The organism is Bradyrhizobium sp. AUGA SZCCT0177 (genome assembly GCF_018130125.1).
In the GTDB taxonomy this organism is placed as follows: domain Bacteria; phylum Pseudomonadota; class Alphaproteobacteria; order Rhizobiales; family Xanthobacteraceae; genus Bradyrhizobium.
This window is the reverse complement of sequence record NZ_JAFCMA010000011.1, coordinates 15,368-34,545: the sequence shown is the minus strand read 5'-3', so window position 1 is coordinate 34,545 and position 19,178 is coordinate 15,368. Positions and strand designations below refer to the sequence as shown.

Genomic DNA, 19,178 nt, shown 5'->3' with positions numbered 1-19,178 from the left:
CCTGGCTTCGCCGCCAGCGGCAACCGAGGACGCGCCTCCACCAAGGGCAACCGCCAAGCGTGCGGCGCCGCCGGTCGCCAGGGACGCGTCACCGCCAGCGGCAACCGAGGACGCTCCTCCGCCGAGGGCGACTGCCAAGCGCACGGCGCCGCCGGTGGCCAGGGACGCGTCACCGCCAGCGGCAACCGACGACGCTCCTCCACCGAAGCCAACCGCCAAGCGCACGGCGCCGCCGGTCGCGAGGGAGACACCGCCGTCGAAACCGGCCGCCGATCACGATGGCTTCACCACCAGCATCGAAGACGAACCGGCTCCAACGTTACCCGTCAGCCCACGCACAGCCAAACGGTCGAAGCCCATGAAAGAGCCCGATAGCATCGCGGGGCAACCGTGGGCCGATTCCGCGGAAGATGTGCAGCTCAGGCGCAAGCTGACGATCTGCCGCGACTGCAAATGATGGCGCCCGGAAGGACAGCGAACTTCATCCCTTCGGCGGGTCGAGTCGCTGCAGGATTTCCTGGAATGGCGGCAGCGCTTCGCAGCGCGCGGCGTGGGCCTGCAGCGCCGGATAGCGCGCATCGAACAGCGCGGGATGCGCTTCGCTCGTGAAGCGCAACGCGCAGGCGATCATGATATCAGCGTGGCCGATTCGCTCACCGAACCAGTATGGCGTCGGGATCGCCTCGCGCTCTTTCTCCAGCATCTCGAGCACGCCGCCGATTTGCGTCTGGCAGCGCTCGACCCAAAGCGCGAGCTGTTCCTTGCGCAGCACCCGCTCATAGATCAGGCTGACCGCCTTGTCGGCGAGGCCACTGCCGAGCGCGCAGATCCGCAATTGCCGACGGCGCGTCTCGCCGCGCCCGGCCATCATCGCCACTTCCGGGCCGACCAGTTCATCGAGCGCATCCAGGATCGCGGTGCTCTCGATGACCGCCTCGCCGCTGGCAAGCACCAGCGTCGGCACCCGGCGCAACGGATTATACGGCGCGATCTTGTCCGCATCGCCGAAGGTCGACCACGGCCTGTGCTCGAACGGCAAGCCATATATCCGCAGCGCAATCGCGACGCGGCGGACAAAGGGGGAGTCGTATTGGCCGATCAGGAACATGTTGCCGTTGCATCCTTTCCCTATTCGTCATGGCCGGGCATAGTAGTCTGCCTTGCGCAGACTGCGTACACTTGTCTGCGCTCCCGGCCATCCACGTCTTTCTTACTGCCAGACCTTAAAGATGTGGATGCCCGGATCAAGTCCGGGCATGACATTCGAGACCGAAGGAACGACATGCGACCATCCCTCGCCGTCCTCACACTGTCAGTACTATTCACTGGCGCAGCCAACGCCCAAAGCGGCCCCGTCGGCTTCCAGTCGCCATCGAAAAACATCGCCTGCGCCTATTTCGACTATGACAAGCAGAACACGCTCCGCTGCGACATCATGGAAGCCACCGTGACGGCGCACCGGCCGGCCGATTGCGATCTCGAATGGGGCAAGGCGTTCGAGATGCGATCCAGGGGCAGCGCCGTGCGCCTCTGCTACGGCGATACAGTGATGGACCCCAAGATGCCGATGCTGGCCTATGGCGAGGTCTGGCAGCGCGGTGGCTTTACCTGCACGTCGGAGCAATCGGGCGTGACGTGCTTCAACGCGGAGCGCCGCGGGTTTTCGCTTTCGCGGACGAAGCAGGATTTGTTTTGACTCCAAGCATCACTCCATCGTCATGGCCGGGCTTGACCCGGCCATCCACGTCTTTGGTTGCGCAGAGGTAAGCAAGACGTGGATCACCGGGACAAGCCCGGTGATGACGAGTTGCGAGAGCGTTCGCACCATCACTCAATCACCGGCACATGCCTCGCCGCATCACGCGGCGCAGTGCCATCAAGCCGCGGATCGTCCTCGATCTCGATCTGCCGCCGGAAGGCGCGAAAGCCGGAGCGCTGATAGAACGCCACCGCTGATGGATGATCATGCGTGCAGGTGTGCACCCAGAACCGCTCGATCGGCCGCGACCATGACAGCTCCAGCGCGCGGTTCATCATCCAGCGGCCGGCGCCGCTGCCGATCAGTTTTGCGGTGACGCCGAAGAAACCAAGCTCGCATTGCCCGGCCTCGCGAAAGTCCAGTTCAAGCAGGCCTTCGTCGCGCCCCTCATGCTCCAGCGCATAGACCTCCACCAGCGGTGAATGGATGATTGCCGCGAGCCTGGCATCCGGCATCCGCGTCCGCGAAATCCACAGCCACTCCTCGCCGACACGGCGGAACAGTTCGCGATACCAGTCGAGGCCGGGGGCCTCCGCGCGGCGCAGCGTCCATGCGCCCTTGGGATCGGACGGGATCGCGGGGAGTTCGGTCATCTCCAGATGCGTAACGACGGTGGCGATCTTGCCGGGAGGAACGTCGAAGTCGCCGTCGGGAAGGATCATGGCGCGCTCTTTCTTATCGTCATGCCCGGGCTTGTCCCGGGCATCCACGTCTTGAAGCAGCAAAGAGAAGTCGTGGATGGCCGGGTCAAGCCCGGCCATGACGACCGGCAGAGCTACCCTTCCCCCTCATCGCTCGCCAGCAATCCCTTCACCGCCCGCGACCACCCGGCGAGTTTCCGCTCCCGCGTCGCCGCACTCATCGCCGGCTTGAACCGGTGCTCCAGCCGCCAATTGTCGGCGAACTTTGCGGGCTCGGGATAGACACCCGCCTGCAGCCCGGCGAGGTAGGCGGCGCCGAGCGCGGTGGTTTCCTGGATCATCGGGCGGTCGACCGGCGCGTCGAGCAGGTCGGCGAGGCGCTGCATGGTCCAGTCGGAGGCGGTCATGCCGCCGTCGACGCGGAGCACGTTGGCGGCTTTTTCGCCCGGCCAGTCGGCGCGCATCGCCTCGCGCAGATCGTAGGTCTGGTAGCAGACGCTCTCCAGCGCGGCATGCGCCAGTTCGGCAGGGCCGGTGTTGCGGGTGAGGCCGAACAGCGCGCCGCGGACGCGCGGATTCCAGTAGGGCGCCCCCAAGCCGACGAAGGCCGGCACCAGATAGACGCTCTGCATGGAATCGGATTTGTCGGCGAGCGGGCCGGTTTCCGACGCCTGCTTGATGATGCCGAGGCCGTCGCGCAGCCATTGCACCGCGCTTCCGGCGACGAAGATCGAGCCTTCGAGCGCGTAGGTGCGCTTGCCGTTCAATTGATAGGCGATGGTGGTGAGCAGCTTGTTCTTCGAGGCCACCGGCGTGGTGCCGGTGTTGAGCAGGGCAAAACAGCCGGTGCCGTAGGTCGATTTGATCATCCCGGGCGTGAAGCAGGCCTGGCCGATAGTGGCGGCCTGCTGGTCGCCGGCGATGCCTGATATCGCGATCGCACCGCCGAACAAATCTGGTTCGCTCTCGCCGAACCTGGCGGAGGAATCCTTCACCTCGGGCAGCATCGAGCGCGGCACGCGCAGCAGTTTCAGCAGCTCGTCGTCCCATTCGCCGGTGTGGATGTTGAACAGCAACGTGCGCGAGGCGTTGGTGGCATCGGTGGCGTGCACCTTGCCGCCTGACAGACGCCACAAGAGATAGCAATCGACGGTGCCGAACATCAGCTCGCCGCGCGCGGCGCGTTCGCGCGCGCCGGGCACGTGGTCGAGGATCCAGGCGACTTTGGTGCCCGAGAAATAGGGATCGATGATCAGGCCGGTCTTGGCCGAGATCGCAGGCTCATGGCCTTCACTCTTCAATTTGGCGCAGATGTCGGCGGTGCGGCGGTCCTGCCAGACGATGGCGCGGTGCACGGCCTGACCGGTGGCGCGGTCCCACACCACCGTGGTCTCGCGCTGGTTGGTGATGCCGATCGCGGCGATGTCTTTCGCCTTCAGGCCGGCTTTCTCCAGCGCCTCGCGGCAGACCATCACCGTCGAGGTCCAGATATCCTCCGGCTCGTGCTCGACCCAGCCCGAGGCCGGGAAATGCTGCGGGAATTCCTGCTGCGCGGTGGCTGCGATCGAAATGTCGCTGCGAAACACGATGGCGCGCGAGGATGTGGTGCCCTGATCGATCGCCAGCACAAAGGACATGATGGTGCTTCCCGGAAAAGTTGGTGGTTGGGGCAAGGAAAGGGGATTGGCGGGAGAAGGTCAATATCTCAACGTCGTCCCGGCGAAGGCCGGGACCCATAGCCACCGGCGTCGGTTTTGCGAAGGGTATCGGCCACCTCGTCTCAACCGAGAGCACAACGCGGTATGGGTCCCGGCTCAAGGCCGGGACGACGCGTTGAGAGAGCTAGGGCTGAAGCTACGTCGCCGCCGTGGTCACGCCGCCATCCACCACAATCGTCTGCCCTGTCATGAACGTCGACGCGTCGGAGGCGAGATACGCCACTGCACCCGCGATTTCGTCGGGTTCGCCGATGCGGCGCAGCGGCGTGGTGGCGGTGCGGCGCTTCAGATTATCAGGGTCTTCCCACAGCGCGCGGGCGAAGTCGGTTTTCACGAGGCCCGGCGCCACGCAATTGACGCGGACGCCTTTCGGGCCCCATTCGCCGGCGAGGCTGCGGCACAGCGAGAAATCCGCCGCCTTGGAGATGCCGTAGGCGCCGATCACGGTGGAGCCGCGCAGGCCGCCGATCGAGGACACGATCACGACCGAGCCGCTGCCGCGTTCCGCCATCTGCGGGATCGCCTGCGCACACAGCCAGATGTTGCTCTTGACGTTGGAGCCCATGATCTTGTCGAAGGCCTCGTCCTTGATGTCGAGCAATGGGCCGTAATACGGATTGACCGCGGCGTTGCAGACGAGGATGTCGACCTTGCCGAAATGCTTTGTGGTGCCCGAAATCAGCGCGTCGACTTCCTCGCGGCGCGAGATGTTGCAGGGAATGACATGGGCGTCGCCGCCGGCCTTCTTGATGCCTTCGGCGACCTCAACGCAGGCATCCGCCTTGCGGCTGGAGATCACGACCTTGGCGCCGAGCTTTGCCAACAGTTCCGCCGAGGAGCGACCGATGCCGCGGCTCGAGCCGGTGATCACGGCGACCTTGCCGGTGAGATCGAACGGGGTTCCCTTCACGATGCGCTCCCTTTTTGTTTGTTCGTTGTCGTTGCCGTTCTCTATCCGTCATGCCCGGGCTTGACCCGGGCATCCACGACTTCCTTTTCTTTGAGGCCAAGACGTGGATGGCCGGGACAAGCCCGGCCATGACGACAAATTATATTCGTCATTCCGGGATGGTCCGACGGACCAGACCCAGAATCTCGTCATTCCGGGTTCACGACTTCGTCGTGCCCCGGAATGACGAAGTCAGATCAACCCGCCCGCATCCGTGACGCGGCGGAGGTGATAATCCGTGTCGCCAAAGCTGTTCTCGATCATGGTCAGGCGCTTGAAGTAGTGGCCGATCTTGGCTTCCTGGGTCATGCCGATGCCGCCATGGAGCTGGATCGACTGCTGGCCGACGAACTTCAGCGATTTTCCAACTTGCACTTTCGCGGCAGCCACAGCTGTCGCACGCTCCTTGGCGTTGTCGAAATCGGCCGCCATGGTCGCGAACATCGACATGCTGCGGGCCTGTTCGACGGCGACGAACATGTCGGCGGCGCGGTGCTGCAGGGTCTGGAAGGTGCCGATCGCGACGCCGAACTGTTTTCGCGTTTTCAGGTACTCGACCGTGGATTTCAGCGATTCATCCATCGCCCCGACCGCTTCGGCGCACATCGCGGTGCGGGCGTCGTCGACCACGCGCTCGATCAGTTCAAGCGCGTTCTCGGGGTCGCCGATCGCAGCCTCGGCGCCAACCTCGACGCCGGTCAGCGTGATGTCGGCGGCGTGCAGTCCGTCCTGGGTCGGATAGCCCTTGCGGCTGATGCCCTTGGCGTTGGCGGGCACCAGGAACACGCCGATGCCGCTCTTGTCGCGCCGCTCGCCCTTGGTGCGCGCGGTGACGATCAGGGTGTCGGCGTTCTCGCCGTTGATCACGACGAATTTTTCGCCGTCGATCACCCAGCCCGCGCCCTTCTTTTTGGCCGTCGTCGCGACGTCGGAGAGATCGTAGCGCGAGTTCTTCTCGAGCTGCGCGAACGCAAAGGTCTTGCTGCCGTCGATGATAGCAGGGATATGCGCGGCCTTCTGCTCGGCCGAGCCGCCATGGCGCAGGAAGCCGCCGGCGATGACGACGGTGGCCAGATAAGGCTCCAGCACCAGCGCCTTGCCCATCGCCTCCATCACGATCGCGGTTTCCACCGCGCCGGCGCCGAAGCCGCCGTCTTCTTCCGAAAACGGAAGGCCGAGCAGGCCCTGTTCGGCAAGCTTGCCCCAGACGGTCTTGCTCCAGCCGCCCTTCTCGGTGCGGTACTTCTTGCGCGCCTCGAAGTCGTAGGAATCGTTGAGGAGACCGTCGACGCTTTCCTTGAGAAGCCGCTGCTCCTCGGACAAATCAAAATCCATGTTGTTTCGTTCCTTTAACCGATCGCTCGTTTCTTAACCTCTCCCCGCTTGCGGGGAGAGGTCGGATCGCCCTTGCGATCCGGGTGAGGGGGTACCGCACTCACCGTTAGTTCAGCGCTCGCGGTGAGAGCCCCTCACCCCGACCCTCTCCCCGCAAGCGCGGGGCGAGGGAGAAGAAATCACAGCCCCAGCACCGCCTTGGTGATGATGTTGCGCTGGATCTCGTTGGAGCCGCCGTAGATCGAGACCTTGCGGTTGTTGAAGTAGCTCGGCGCGATCTGCGCGGTCCAGTCCATCGCCTCGTTGGAGCCGTCGTCGCCATGCTCGTCATAGGGCGCGGCGAACGGGCCGATCACTTCCATCAGGAGTTCGGTGGTGGTCTGTTGGATTTCCGAGCCCTTGATCTTCAAGACCGAGGACGCCGGATTGGGCTTGCCCTTGCCGTGCTTGCCTTCATCGGCGACGACGCGGAGCTGCGTCAGTTCGAGCGCCTTCAGCTCGATCTCGCAGGCCGCGAGCTTCTCGCGGAACCCCTGGTCTTCGAGCACGGGCTTGCCGTTGGACTCGACCTTGGAGGCGAGCTCCTTGATGCGGCGCAGCCGCTCCTTGGAAACGCCGACCCGGGCGATGCCGGTGCGCTCATTGCCGAGCAGGAATTTGGCGTAATCCCAGCCCTTGTTCTCCTCGCCGATCAGATTTTCGACGGGCACCTCGACGTCGTCAAAGAACACTTCGTTGACCTCGTGGCCGCCGTCGATGGTCTCGATCGGGCGCACCGTGATGCCCTTCGACTTCATGTCGAACACGATGAAGGAGATGCCCATCTGCTTCTTGGCGTTGTTGTCGGTGCGGCAGAGACAGAAGATCATGTCGGCGTGCTGCGCCAGCGTGGTCCAGGTCTTCTGGCCGTTGATGATGTATTTGTCGCCACGGCGCTCGGCCTTGGTCTTCAGCGAAGCGAGGTCCGATCCGGAGCCCGGCTCCGAAAAGCCCTGGCACCACCAGTCGTCGACATTGGCGATGCGCGGCAGATACTGCTTCTTCTGCGCTTCATTTCCGAAGGTGTAGATGACCGGGCCGACCATGCTGACGCCGAAGGCGAGCGGCGCCGGCGCCGGGTGCATCTGCAGCTCTTCGTTGAAGATGTAGTGCTGCACGGAGCTCCAGCCGGTGCCGCCATATTCCTTCGGCCAGTGCGAGACGCCCCAGCCCTTCTTGTTCAGGATGCGCCACCAGGTGACCATCTCGTCCTTGGACAGGTGGCGGCCTTCCTGCAGCTTGCGCCGTGTATCCGGCGGCACGTTATCCCTGAAGAAGGCCCGCACTTCCTCACGAAACGCTATTTCTTCCTTGCTGAAAGCGAGATCCATCGGATCCTCCTGTGAGCGAATTGACTTACTTATCTCTCATCGTCGTCCCGGCGAAGGCCGGGACCCATAACCACCGAACTCTGATATTGCGAAAGCCGTCTCCCATTGTGCCCCCAGGCGAAGCCGCGGCGTATGGGTCCCGGCCTTCGCCGGGACGACGGGTGTCGTTACGACCGTCCTCCTGATACGAGCTGTTGCTTCTGCGGCGATGGCTGCCGCAGACGCAGTTCATGACGCGACAACTTGCCGACCGGCGTGCGCGGCAATTCATCGACGAAATCGACCGCGGCCGGGATTTCATGCTTGCCGAGCTTGCCGGTGAGGAAGGCGCGCAGCTCTTCCAGCGCGAACGGTTTTGCATCGCTGCGCAGCTTGATGAAAGCTTTTGCGGCTTCGCCGCGGTAATCGTCGGGAATACCGATCACGATCACTTCCTGCACGGCGGGATGGGTGTAGATCGCCTGCTCGATCATCTGCGGGTAGACGTTGAAGCCGCCGGAGATGATCATGTCCTTCTTGCGGTCGACCAGATAGAAATAGCCGTCGCCATCCATGTAGCCGATGTCGCCGGTCAGGAAGCGGTCGCCGACGAAGGCTTCCGCGGTTTCCTTCGGCCGGTTCCAGTAGCCTTTGGTCACGTTGGGTCCGCGGATGCGGATCTCGCCGACTTCGCCAACCGGCATCAGTTGCTTGGGATCGTCGAGAGACACCACGTCCATCTCGATGCCCGGCAGCATCAAACCGATCGAGCCCGGCTTGTCCGGGCCTTCCTTGGGATGGGCGGTGCCGGGCGAGCAGGTCTCGGTCATGCCCCAGCCGCTCTTCAGCTTCATGCCGACCCGCTGCTCGAGGATCCGCGCGACCTCGACCGGCAGCGGTGCGCCGCCCGAGCCGACGCTGACCAGCGAGGACAGATCGCGCTTGTCGAGATCGGGCAATGCGGCGATCGCGATCCACATCGTCGGCACGCCGGGGAACGCGGTGGCGCGCTTCGTCTCGATATCGCGCATGACGGACTCGACATCAAAGCGTTGATGCAGCGAGATCAGATGGCCGCGCCGGATCGAGGACAGCAGCACCACTGTCAACGCATAGATATGGAACAGCGGCAGCACGCAGATCACGCGCTCGATTGGATTGTTGCGCTCGGCGCGCGACGGCTTGCCCCAGACGTCATAGACCGACACCGCCGAGGTCAGGTTGCCGTGGCTGAGCATCGCGCCCTTGGGCAGGCCCGTGGTGCCGCCGGTATACTGCAGCAGCGCGACATCATCGGCGCTCATGACAGGCCATTGCGAAGGCCTCGACGCACCATCGGTGAATTGCTTGTAGGTGATGACGGCCGGATTGTTCGGCAACGCCGTCTGCGGCGTGCCGACCTTGCCCCAATCATCGTCCTCGCAAACGATCAGGCGATCGAGCAAGCCCTTGTCGAGGAATTTCAGCGCGGTCGGCAACAACGCCGACAAATTGCTGGTGACCAGCACGCGCGAGCCGGAATCCGAGAGCTTGTGCGACAGCGCGATCTCGCCGTCGAGCGGGCTCAGGTGCACGATGCGAGCGCCGGCTTTCAGCGCACCGAAGAAATTGACCGGATGATCCGGCGAATTGCCGAGGAACAGCGCGACCGAACTGCCCTTGCCGTAGCCGGCGCGCAGGAAGGCCGCGGCTGCCGTCTCCACCAGGGATTCGAGCGCGGCGTAGCTGATCGGCCGGTCGCGGAATTCAACCGCGGGACGCGATCCGAACTCGGCGGCGGCTGCCGACAACAAATCAGGCAGCGTGCCGCGCGGAAGCGGATCGTCCCAGTGAACGCCTTGCGGATAGAACTGTTCGCCGGGATGGGTCATGCTCGCCCCACATCGTCATTCCGGGGCGCTCGCACCCAGCGAGCGAACCCGGAATCTCGAGGTTCCCCGATGTGCATTGCACATCTGAGGTTCGCGCTGCGCGCGCCCCGGAACGACACTGAGAGGACGTCCAGCCCCATCAAGCCGCTTTCGACTGTGCCAGCGACGCAAAGGTCTTGCCCTCCGCGGCGAGACGCTTGAGCAGCGGCGCCGGTTCGAGCGAGGGATCGTTGGTCTCCTTGGCGTAGTACGACAGGCGATCCGCGATGTGCTTGAGGCCGACCTGGTCGGCATAGAACATCGGGCCGCCGCGATAGATCGGCCAGCCATAGCCATAGAGCCAGATCACGTCGATATCGCTCGGACGCGCCGCGATGCCCTCCTCCAGGATCCGCGCGCCCTCGTTGATCATCGGGTACATCATGCGCTCGAGGATTTCGTCGTCGCTTACCACGCGGGTCTTGCGGCCGAGGCGCTGCAGGGTTTCGGTGATCAGCTTCTCGACCTCCGGATCCGGCATCGGCGAACGCGAGCCGCCTTCGTATTTGTAATAGCCCTTGCCGGTCTTCTGGCCGAAGCGGCCGGCTTCGCACAGCGCATCCGCGATTTCCGACTTGAGGCCGCGGTCCTTGCGCGAACGCCAGCCGATATCGAGGCCGGCGAGATCGCCCATCGCGAACGGGCCCATCGGCATGCCGAATTTCGTCACGACGGCATCGACCTGCTGCGGCAATGCGCCTTCGAACAACAGCTTTTCGGACTGCTTGCCGCGCTGCGCGAGCATGCGGTTGCCGACAAAACCGTCGCAGACACCGACCACCGCCGGAACTTTCGCAATTTTGCGCGCGATCGAGACGGCCGTGGTCAAAGCATCCGGCGCGGTCTTGTCGGCACGCACGATTTCGCACAGCTTCATCACGTTGGCCGGGGAGAAGAAGTGCATGCCGAGCACGTCCTGCGGACGGCTGGTGACCTTCGCGATCTCGTCGATGTTGAGATAGGAGGTGTTGGAGGCGAGCACGGCGCCCTTCTTGGCGTATTTGTCGAGCGCGGTGAACACTTCCTTCTTGATCGCCATGGTTTCGAACACGGCTTCGATCACAAGGTCAGCGTCCTTGACGTTCTCAAGGCCGACCACCCCGGTGATCAGGCCCATCCGCTTGGCCGGCGCGTCTGCCGGGATGCCACCGCGCGCGGCGGTCGCCTCGTAATTCTTCTGCATCACGCCCATGCCGCGCTTGAGCTGCTCTTCGCCGGTCTCGATCAGCGTCACCGGGATACCGGCATTGGCGAACGACATCGCAATGCCGCCGCCCATGGTGCCGGCGCCGATGATCGCGACGCGCTCGACGTTGCGCGGTTTTGTGCCTTCGGGAACGCCGGCGACTTTTGCCGCCTCGCGTTCGCTGAAGAAGGCGTAGCGCTGCGCCTTCGACTGGTCTGATGACACCAGCTTGAGGAAACCTTCGCGCTCCTTCTTCAACCCTTCGTCGAACGGCAATTCGATCGCGGCGCGCACGGCATCCGCGGCGGCGAACGGCGCTTCCAGTCCGCGCGCCTTCTTGGTGAGGGCCGCGACCGCGTTGGTGAAGATCGAAATATCGGCTTTCGCCGCGGCGAGCTTCGAATCGTCGTCGCGCAGCTTGCGCAGCGGGCGCTTCTCCGCCAGCACCTTGCGGGCAAAGGCTTCGCCGCCCGAGGCCGGACCTTCGACGATTTCCTCGATCAGGCCGTTCTTGAGGGCTTCAGCGGCGCCGATCGGATCGCCGCTGACGATCATCTTGACCGCCATTTCCGGGCCGATCGCGCGCGGCAGGCGCTGCGTGCCGCCGGCGCCCGGCAACAGGCCGAGCTTCACTTCAGGCAGGCCGAGTTTTGCCTCTTTGGTCGCCACGCGGTAGTGGCATGCCAGCGCGACTTCGAGACCGCCACCAAGCGCGGTGCCGTGGATGGCGGCAATGATCGGCTTCGGCGAGTTCTCCATCGCGACCAGCACTTCATGCAGACCCGGAGGCTTCGGCGGCTTGCCGAATTCGGTGATGTCGGCGCCGGCGATGAAGGTGCGGCCGCCGCAGGTCAGCACGATCGCCTTTACCTCGGGATCAGCGATCGCAGCCTTCATGCAGTCGAAAATGCCGCCACGCACGGCGGCGCTGAGCGCGTTCACCGGAGGGCTGTTGACCGTGACGATGGCGATGGCGTCATGACGTTCGAGTGTTACGACTTCGTTCACGGGACTCTCCCTGAATGCCTGTTCTTGATTGCCGCTCGAACTTGCGTTGAGTGGCTACGGCGTTTTGTTGATTTCGCACTGCGAAATTCAATTCCACATCTTGACAGGGAGGGTTATTTTGAAGCACGTCCCTTGTCAACGAGCTCGGCACAGCAGCAGGCAATGAAACGTCCAGGGAAGAAAGCGGCGACTGATCGCAGCTTCGTCGTCGCGCTCTCCCGCGGACTTGATGTGTTGCGCGCATTCCAACCCAACGACGGGCTTCTTGGCAATCAAGAGATTGCTGCCCGTACTAAATTGCCGAAGCCAACCATTTCCCGGCTGACCTACACCTTGACCAAGCTGGGCTATCTTACACCCGTTCCGCGGTTCGAAAAGTATCAGCTCGCGCCATCAGCCATGGCCCTGGGGTATGCCGCGCTGGCCAATCTCGGCGTTCGGCATTTGTCCGAACCCTACCGTGAAGCGCTGATGCGCGAGACCGGCGGCGCGGTTGCGGTCGGCGGCCGCGACCGTCACAGCATGATCTATTTCGGCCAGAGCCGGACCGGCTTGCTTGGCGTGCAGCTCGACGTCGGTTCGCGGGTACCGATAGTGACCACCGCGATGGGACGTGCCTATATCTGGGCGCTGCCCGATGACGAGCGTGCCGCTTTGTTGCGCGAACTGCGCGACCATTACGGCAGCAGCCGCTGGCCGCGAATGCGCGACGGCATCGAACGCGCGGGCGAAATGGTGGCGCGTCAGGGATTCACGATCTCCGCCGGCGAATGGCAAGACGATGTGCACGCGGTAGGCGTCGCGTTGAAGCTCAGCGATGGAACCGGACCGTATGCCTTCAATTGTGGCGCGCCCGCTTTCCGTTTCACGGAAGATCGCTTGATCAACGACATTGGACCTCGCCTTGTGACGATGGTAAGGAACATCGAGGCGGCGCTGGGCGGCGCAGCCCCGCAATCCAAAAAAGAAGAGAACAAGAAGTTGAAAGCAGGAGGGAAAGTTGCACGTGTGGTCGAGGGGATCAGGTAGCCATCATCATGACCGGCGCAAGTTTTCGCGCGGTCATTCCCGCTCCATGAGTTACTCCATGAGTCACTCAGTGAGTCATTTGGGCGGGACGCGATGACGCAGGCACAGCTCGCGCAGGGAAATGCTCCCCTGCTTGCGGTTCGCGACGTCAGCGTCGTGTTCGGCGGCATCATCGCGTTGAATGGTGTGTCCTTTGACATGCACAAGGGCGCCATCCTCGGCCTGATCGGACCGAACGGCGCCGGCAAGACAACGCTCTTCAATTGCCTTTCCAGGCTTTATCAGCCGAGCACCGGCGACATCCTGATGGAAGGCGCCAGCATCCTGACGCGGCCAGCGCACAAGATCGCCGAGATCGGCATCGGCCGCACGTTCCAGAACGTCGCGCTGTTTCCCAACCTCTCGGTGATGGACAACGTTCGCGTCGGCTGCCACGCGCGCTCCTCCAGCGACATCATCTCGGATTCGCTCAAGCTCGCCTGGGTTCGCCGCGGCGAAGCCGAGATCAACAGGAAGGTTCATGAGATCCTCGATTATCTGGATCTCGGTGACGTCGCGCACACCGTGGTATCCGGCCTGCCCTTCGGCACCCAGAAGCGCGTCGAGCTGGCGCGGGCGCTGGCCGCCGATCCGAAAATCCTGCTGCTCGACGAGCCCGCCGGCGGTCTCAACCACGAGGAAGTTCACGTGCTCGGCGATCTGATCCGCCGCATTCGCGACGATCGCCATATGACCGTGCTGCTGGTCGAACATCACATGGGTCTTGTCATGTCGATCGCCGACCATGTCGTCGCACTCAACTTCGGCCGCAAGCTTGCCGAGGGAACCCCGGCCCAGGTCCAGGCCGACCCGGATGTCATCAAAGCCTATCTGGGGAGCAAGGACGACCAATGACCGCGATGCTCAACGTCAAGGATTTGCGGGCCTATTACGGCCAGGTCCAGGCGCTCCATGGCCTGTCCTTTGCCCTCAGCGAGGGCAGCCTGACCACCCTGCTCGGCGCCAACGGCGCCGGCAAGACCACCACGTTGCGGGCGATCTGCAACATGGTGCGCTCCACCGGCGCGATCGAATTCGAGGGCAAGTCGCTCTCCGGCCGCTCGACCGAAAACGTCGTCCGTCTCGGCATTGCGCATGTGCCACAGGGCCGCGGCACCTTCACCACCATGACGGTGGAAGAGAACCTGCAGCTCGGCGCCATCACGCGCAGCGACTCCAAGAACATCGTTTCCGACATCGAGCGCATGTACGCGCATTTCCCGGTGCTGAAGGAACGCCATACCCAGCAGGCCGGAACGCTGTCGGGCGGCGAACAGCAAATGCTCGCGGTCGCGCGTGCGCTGATGTTGCGGCCGCGGCTGATGCTGCTGGACGAGCCGTCATTCGGTCTCGCCCCCCTGATCGTGCGCGACCTGTTCAAGATCCTCGGCAAGATCAACCGTGAGGACAAGGTTACCATTCTGGTGGTGGAGCAGAACGCGCAACTGGCGCTGGAGCTCGCCGACCAGGCCTATGTGATCGAAACCGGAAAAATCGTGATGTCGGGGAACGCGAAGGAAATCGCGAGCAACGAAGACGTCCGCAAATCCTATCTGGGCTACTGAGGAGCACGGCCGTGGAACTACTTACCAACCAAGTCCTGGCCGGCATCGCCACAGGCGCGATCTATGCCTGTATGGCGCTCGCGGTGGTCATGATCTACCAGGCGATCGACCATCTGAATTTCGCCCAGGGCGAAATGGCGATGTTCTCGACCTTCATCTCCTGGCAGCTGATGCAGTGGGGCATACCGTACTGGTGGGCCTTCCTGGCCACGCTGATCATCTCCTTTGCCGGCGGCATCATGATCGAGCGGCTGCTCTTCAAGCCGCTCTCCAAGGCCCCGGTCCTGACCAACGTCGCCGGCTTCATCGCCCTGTTCGCCATCGTCAACTCGATCGCCGGCCTGATCTGGGATTTTACCATCAAGCAGTATCCGACGCCTTTCGGATCCTCGCCCTTCCTCGGCAGCCAGCTGATCTCGACCCACCAGGCCGGGATGATCGGTGTCACTCTCCTGATGCTGGTCGGGCTCTACCTCTTTTTCCAGTTCACCCGGATTGGCCTTGCGATGCGCGCTGCTGCGGCGTTGCCGGAATCGGCGCGGCTGGTCGGCGTCAACACCTCCTGGATGATCGCGCTGGGCTGGGGCATGGCCTCCGCAATCGGCGCCGTCGCCGGCATCCTGATCGCCCCGGTCGTGTTCCTCGAACCGAACATGATGGGCGGCGTCCTGGTCTACGGTTTCGCCGCCGCCGTGCTCGGCGGGCTTTCCTCGCCGCTTGGCGCCGTCATCGGCGGCTTCCTGGTCGGCGTCTTCGAGAACCTCGCCGGCACCTACATCCCCGGCGTGGGTAATGAACTGAAACTGCCGATCGCGCTTGCGCTGATCATCACCGTCCTGGTCTTCAAACCTGCCGGTCTCTTCGGCCGAGCCATCGTCAAGCGAGTCTGATCATGAGCGCAGCTGCAGAAGACGCCGTTACAGAAGCCCCGGCCGTCGAGGCCGTTCCGAAGCGCGCCATGACGCTGAGCACCGGCACCTCGCTGGTGATCCTGGCGGCGCTGCTCGTCACACCGATGTTCGTGAAGAACTTCGTCGTCTTCCAGATGACGATGGTCATGATCTACGGGATCGCGGTGCTGGCGCTCAACATCCTGACCGGCGGAAGCGGGCAGTTTTCGCTCGGCCAAAGCGCGTTCTACGCGCTCGGCGCCTATACGTCGGCGGTCCTGATGGAAGTCGCCAACATGAACTACGCGCTGACGCTGCCGATTGCGGGGCTTGTGGCGTTCGGCGCCGGCTATTTGTTCGGCAAACCCGCCTTGCGGCTTTCCGGCATCTACCTTGCCCTTGCCACCTTCGCGCTGGCGGTCGCCATGCCGCAGCTCCTGAAGCTGCATTTCCTCGAGCACTGGACCGGCGGCGTGCAGGGCCTCACCGTCATGAAACCCGATGCGCCGTTCGGCCTGCCGATCGGACAGGACAAGTGGCTCTATTACTTCACACTGGCGATCTCGCTGGCGATCTATATCGGGTCGATCAACCTGCTGCGCTCGCGCTCGGGCCGCGCCTTCATGTCGATCCGCGACAATGAGATCGCGGCCTCCGCCATGGGCGTCGACGTCGCGCAGTACAAGACGCTCGCCTTCGGCGTGTCCGCGGGCATCACCGGCATTGCCGGCGGGCTCAGCGCCATCGTCGTGGCGTTCGTGGCGCCCGACAGCTACACGATCAACCTGGCCATCGCGCTGTTCCTCGGCATGGTGGTCGGCGGCGTGGGCTGGCTGCCCGGCTCGTTCGTCGGCGCCGCCTTCATCATCTTCGTGCCCAACATCGCCGAGAGCATCTCCAAGGGCCTCTCCGGCGCCGTGTTCGGCGTGCTGCTGTTCCTTGTCATCTTCCTGGTGCCGCACGGCGCAAGGCAGGTCGCAATGGTCGCCCAGCATTTGCTCGGCAAACTGACGAAGAAGAACTAACCTCAAACTCGAATCCGGAAACCTGAAATAATGATGCTTTCGACAACAAGAAGCGCCGCGTTCGCGACGGCGCTCATCGGCTCTATTGCCGTCAGCGGCAGTGCCCTCGCCCAGAAGAAGTACGACACCGGCGCGTCCGATACCGAAATCAAGATCGGCAACATCATGCCCTATAGCGGACCGGCGTCCGCCTACGGCGTGATCGGCAAGACCGAAGAGGCATACTTCAAGAAGATCAACGCGGAAGGCGGCATCAATGGCCGCAAGATCACTTTCGTCACCTACGACGACAGCTACAGCCCGCCGAAGGCCGTCGAGCAGGCCCGCAAGCTGGTCGAGAGCGACGAAGTGCTTGTGGTGTTCAATCCGCTCGGCACGCCGTCCAATTCCGCGATCCAGAAGTATCTCAATTCGAAGAAGGTACCGCAGCTGTTCGTCGCGACCGGCGCCACCAAATGGAACGAGCCGAAGGACTTCCCCTGGACGATCGGCTGGCAGCCCAGCTACCAGAGCGAAGCGCGGATCTATGCCAAGTTCCTGATGAAGGAAAAGCCGGATGGCAAGATCGCAGTGTTTTATCAGAACGACGACTTCGGCAAGGATTACCTCAAGGGCCTGAAGGACGGCCTCGGCGCCAAGGCGTCGATGATCGTCGCCGAGGAAAGCTATGAGACCTCGGAGCCGTCAATCGACTCCCACATCGTCAAGCTGAAAGCCACCGGCGCCGACGTCTTCATCAGCATCACGACGCCGAAGTTCGCCGCCCAGGCCATCAAGAAGATCGCCGAAGTCGAATGGAGGCCGCTGCACATCGTCTCCAATGTCTCGGCCTCGGTCGGCAGCGTGATCAAGCCGGCGGGCTTCGAGAATGCGCAAGGCATTCTCTCGGCCAACTACGCCAAGGACGGCGCGGACGCGCAATGGGACAATGATCCCGGCATGAAGAAGTTCTACGAATTCCTCGCCAAGTATTATCCCGAAGCCAACAAGCTCGACGGCTCCGTGGTCTATGGCTACGGCGCGGCGCAAACCATGGTGAAGGTGCTGGAGATGTGCGGTGACGACCTCACCCGCGCCAACGTGATGAAGCAGGCTGCCAGCCTGAAGGACTTTGCGCCCGACACCCTGCTGCCCGGCGTCAAAATCAACACGTCAGCCAAGGACTTCGCCCCGATCGAACAGCTTCAGATGCAGCGGTTCAAGGGCGAGAAATGGGAGCTGTTCGGCGACATCATCAGCGGCGAACTCAGTAATTAATATTCCGCGTCACGGGCAGTCCGCCCGGGACTTGAGACTAAAATATCGCCCCCCGCGACACCGTCGCGGGGGGCTTTTTGTTGCCCGGCGCGACCGAAAGGTATTGAATGATGGCAGGAGCCGGAAAGTGCTCCAACTTCAAGAAGAAACGACACATTCATCGTGGTCTCCAGGGAGAGAAAAACATGCCTGCTATCAACTTGCGATTGGGGGCCTTTTCGGCCGCTCTCGCATTGCTCGCCGCCACCAGCAGCGGCGCGCTTGCCCAAAAGAAATACGACACCGGCGCATCCGATACCGAAATCAAGATCGGCAACATCATGCCCTACAGCGGACCCGCATCCGCCTACGGCGTGATCGGCAAGACCGAAGAGGCCTACTTCAAGAAGATCAATGCGGAAGGCGGCATCAATGGCCGCAAGATCAACTTCGTCTCCTACGACGACGCCTACAGCCCGCCGAAGACAGTCGAGCAGGTGCGCAAGCTGGTAGAGAGCGACGAAGTCTTGCTCGTCTTCAATCCGCTCGGCACGCCGCCGAACTCGGCGATTCAGAAATACATGAACCAGAAGAAGGTGCCGCAACTGTTCGTCGCCACCGGCGCGACCAAATGGAACGACCCCAAGGAATTTCCCTGGACCATTGGCTGGCAACCGAACTACCAGAGCGAAACCATCATCTACGCAAAGTACATTCTGAAGCACAAGCCGGACGCCAAGATCGGCGTGCTGTACCAGAACGACGATTACGGCAAGGATTACCTGAAGGGCCTGAAGGACGGACTTGGCGCCAAGGCGGCGTCGATGATTGTCATGGAGGAGAGCTTCGAAGTTTCGCAGCCGACCATCGACTCCCACATCGTCAAGCTCAAGGCGAGCGGCGCTGATGTGTTCATCAACATCACGACGCCGAAATTCGCGGCGCAGGCGATCAAGAAGAACATGGAGATCGGCTGGAAGCCGCTGCACTTCCTCAACAACGTGTCGGCCTCGATCGGCAGCGTCATCAAGCCTGCCGGCTTCGAAAACGCACAGGACATCATTTCGTCGAATTACCTGAAGGATCCGACCGACAAGCAATGGAAGGACGATGCGGGGATGAAGGCCTGGAACGAGTTCCTGGACAAATACTACCCCGAAGCCAACCGCGCCGACGCGTCGGTCATGTACGCCTACACCGTGGCCCAGGGCCTCGTGCACGTGCTGAAAGCCTGCGGTGACAACCTGACGCGCGAAAACATCATGAAGCAGGCCGCGAGCATCAAGGACCTCGAGCTTGGCGGCTTGCTGCCCGGCGTCAAGGTCAATACCTCGGCGACCGACTTCGCCCCGATCTCGCAGTTGCAGCTCATGAAGTTCAAGGGCGAGGGCTGGGAACTGTTCGGCGAAATTCTCACCGGCGACGTCGGCGGCTAATCCGCGATCGGTTCTCTAGCGCCTGACTACTAAAGGAGCAGCCCCTGCGGCATCGCCGCAGGGGCTTTTTCTTGATGCTTTCCGCTAAATCGTATTCAATCCC

At 62.9% G+C, this 19,178-nt stretch carries 16 protein-coding genes; 8 read left to right on the top strand and 8 right to left on the bottom strand.

The annotated features are described in order from the left end of the window. Positions 1 to 481 precede the first annotated feature (481 nt). The gene (locus JQ597_RS14760) at positions 482 to 1,108 is read right to left on the bottom strand and encodes a glutathione S-transferase family protein (protein ID WP_212265000.1); all 627 of its coding nucleotides are present in this window, start codon (positions 1,106 to 1,108) and stop codon (positions 482 to 484) included. Positions 1,109 to 1,282: 174 nt separating this feature from the next. Here JQ597_RS14760 and JQ597_RS14755 point away from each other — a divergent pair, with 174 nt between their 5' ends. Beyond that, positions 1,283 to 1,696, top strand: a complete 414-nt coding sequence (locus JQ597_RS14755) for a DUF6636 domain-containing protein (RefSeq protein WP_212264999.1) — start codon at positions 1,283 to 1,285, stop codon at positions 1,694 to 1,696. A gap of 131 nt (positions 1,697 to 1,827) precedes the next feature. Here JQ597_RS14755 and JQ597_RS14750 read toward each other — a convergent pair whose 3' ends face one another. From JQ597_RS14750 to JQ597_RS14720, 7 genes are all read right to left on the bottom strand, one after another. Then, on the bottom strand, positions 1,828 to 2,421 hold the full coding sequence (locus JQ597_RS14750) for a GNAT family N-acetyltransferase (protein WP_212264998.1): 594 nt from the start codon (positions 2,419 to 2,421) through the stop codon (positions 1,828 to 1,830). Between the two features lie 113 nt (positions 2,422 to 2,534). Next, entirely contained in the window at positions 2,535 to 4,037 is a 1,503-nt protein-coding gene (glpK, locus tag JQ597_RS14745) for a glycerol kinase GlpK (protein ID WP_212264997.1), read from the bottom strand. Positions 4,038 to 4,254: 217 nt separating this feature from the next. Next, on the bottom strand, positions 4,255 to 5,028 hold the full coding sequence (locus JQ597_RS14740) for an SDR family NAD(P)-dependent oxidoreductase (RefSeq protein ID WP_212264996.1): 774 nt from the start codon (positions 5,026 to 5,028) through the stop codon (positions 4,255 to 4,257). 231 nt (positions 5,029 to 5,259) lie between these two features. Then, positions 5,260 to 6,402 carry a pimeloyl-CoA dehydrogenase small subunit gene (gene pimD / locus JQ597_RS14735; protein ID WP_212264995.1) on the bottom strand — a complete coding sequence of 381 codons (1,143 nt, stop codon included), beginning with the start codon at positions 6,400 to 6,402 and terminating at the stop codon, positions 5,260 to 5,262. 179 nt (positions 6,403 to 6,581) lie between these two features. After that, positions 6,582 to 7,772, bottom strand: a complete 1,191-nt coding sequence (pimC, locus tag JQ597_RS14730; protein ID WP_212264994.1) for a pimeloyl-CoA dehydrogenase large subunit — start codon at positions 7,770 to 7,772, stop codon at positions 6,582 to 6,584. 167 nt (positions 7,773 to 7,939) lie between these two features. Then, positions 7,940 to 9,622 (bottom strand): dicarboxylate--CoA ligase PimA, encoded by a 1,683-nt coding sequence (pimA, locus tag JQ597_RS14725; RefSeq protein WP_212264993.1) that lies wholly within the window; start codon positions 9,620 to 9,622, stop codon positions 7,940 to 7,942. A gap of 139 nt (positions 9,623 to 9,761) precedes the next feature. Further along, positions 9,762 to 11,855: a 3-hydroxyacyl-CoA dehydrogenase NAD-binding domain-containing protein gene (locus JQ597_RS14720; protein ID WP_212264992.1), complete on the bottom strand. Its 2,094-nt coding sequence runs from the start codon at positions 11,853 to 11,855 to the stop codon at positions 9,762 to 9,764. A 162-nt stretch (positions 11,856 to 12,017) separates the two neighbouring features. Here JQ597_RS14720 and JQ597_RS14715 point away from each other — a divergent pair, with 162 nt between their 5' ends. The 7 genes from JQ597_RS14715 (at position 12,018) to JQ597_RS14685 (ending at position 19,075) form a co-directional block, all read left to right on the top strand. Further along, the gene (locus JQ597_RS14715; RefSeq protein WP_212265151.1) at positions 12,018 to 12,884 is read left to right on the top strand and encodes an IclR family transcriptional regulator; all 867 of its coding nucleotides are present in this window, start codon (positions 12,018 to 12,020) and stop codon (positions 12,882 to 12,884) included. Between the two features lie 93 nt (positions 12,885 to 12,977). After that, a complete protein-coding gene (locus JQ597_RS14710) occupies positions 12,978 to 13,778 on the top strand; it encodes an ABC transporter ATP-binding protein (RefSeq protein ID WP_212264991.1) in 801 nt (266 codons plus the stop codon). Further along, complete coding sequence (locus tag JQ597_RS14705) at positions 13,775 to 14,488, top strand: ABC transporter ATP-binding protein (RefSeq protein ID WP_212264990.1); 714 nt, start codon at positions 13,775 to 13,777, stop codon at positions 14,486 to 14,488. The genes JQ597_RS14710 and JQ597_RS14705 overlap by 4 nt, the downstream gene beginning before the upstream one ends. An 11-nt stretch (positions 14,489 to 14,499) precedes the next feature. After that, a complete protein-coding gene (locus JQ597_RS14700; protein WP_212264989.1) occupies positions 14,500 to 15,378 on the top strand; it encodes a branched-chain amino acid ABC transporter permease in 879 nt (292 codons plus the stop codon). 2 nt (positions 15,379 to 15,380) lie between these two features. Then, positions 15,381 to 16,403, top strand: a complete 1,023-nt coding sequence (locus tag JQ597_RS14695; RefSeq protein ID WP_212264988.1) for a branched-chain amino acid ABC transporter permease — start codon at positions 15,381 to 15,383, stop codon at positions 16,401 to 16,403. A gap of 33 nt (positions 16,404 to 16,436) precedes the next feature. Beyond that, the gene (locus JQ597_RS14690; protein WP_249133382.1) at positions 16,437 to 17,660 is read left to right on the top strand and encodes an ABC transporter substrate-binding protein; all 1,224 of its coding nucleotides are present in this window, start codon (positions 16,437 to 16,439) and stop codon (positions 17,658 to 17,660) included. A 185-nt stretch (positions 17,661 to 17,845) separates the two neighbouring features. Further along, a complete protein-coding gene (locus JQ597_RS14685; RefSeq protein ID WP_212264986.1) occupies positions 17,846 to 19,075 on the top strand; it encodes an ABC transporter substrate-binding protein in 1,230 nt (409 codons plus the stop codon). Positions 19,076 to 19,178: the final 103 nt, after the last annotated feature.

Coding starts and splice junctions, on each gene's coding strand:
- JQ597_RS14760 (WP_212265000.1), bottom strand. CDS start 1,108: ATGTTCCTGATCGGCCAATACGACTCCCCCTTTGTCCGCCGCGTCGCG.
- JQ597_RS14755 (WP_212264999.1), top strand. CDS start 1,283: ATGCGACCATCCCTCGCCGTCCTCACACTGTCAGTACTATTCACTGGC.
- JQ597_RS14750 (WP_212264998.1), bottom strand. CDS start 2,421: ATGATCCTTCCCGACGGCGACTTCGACGTTCCTCCCGGCAAGATCGCC.
- glpK (WP_212264997.1), bottom strand. CDS start 4,037: ATGTCCTTTGTGCTGGCGATCGATCAGGGCACCACATCCTCGCGCGCC.
- pimD (WP_212264995.1), bottom strand. CDS start 6,402: ATGGATTTTGATTTGTCCGAGGAGCAGCGGCTTCTCAAGGAAAGCGTC.
- pimC (WP_212264994.1), bottom strand. CDS start 7,772: ATGGATCTCGCTTTCAGCAAGGAAGAAATAGCGTTTCGTGAGGAAGTG.
- pimA (WP_212264993.1), bottom strand. CDS start 9,622: ATGACCCATCCCGGCGAACAGTTCTATCCGCAAGGCGTTCACTGGGAC.
- JQ597_RS14715 (WP_212265151.1), top strand. CDS start 12,018: ATGAAACGTCCAGGGAAGAAAGCGGCGACTGATCGCAGCTTCGTCGTC.
- JQ597_RS14710 (WP_212264991.1), top strand. CDS start 12,978: ATGACGCAGGCACAGCTCGCGCAGGGAAATGCTCCCCTGCTTGCGGTT.
- JQ597_RS14705 (WP_212264990.1), top strand. CDS start 13,775: ATGACCGCGATGCTCAACGTCAAGGATTTGCGGGCCTATTACGGCCAG.
- JQ597_RS14695 (WP_212264988.1), top strand. CDS start 15,381: ATGAGCGCAGCTGCAGAAGACGCCGTTACAGAAGCCCCGGCCGTCGAG.
- JQ597_RS14690 (WP_249133382.1), top strand. CDS start 16,437: ATGCTTTCGACAACAAGAAGCGCCGCGTTCGCGACGGCGCTCATCGGC.
- JQ597_RS14685 (WP_212264986.1), top strand. CDS start 17,846: ATGCCTGCTATCAACTTGCGATTGGGGGCCTTTTCGGCCGCTCTCGCA.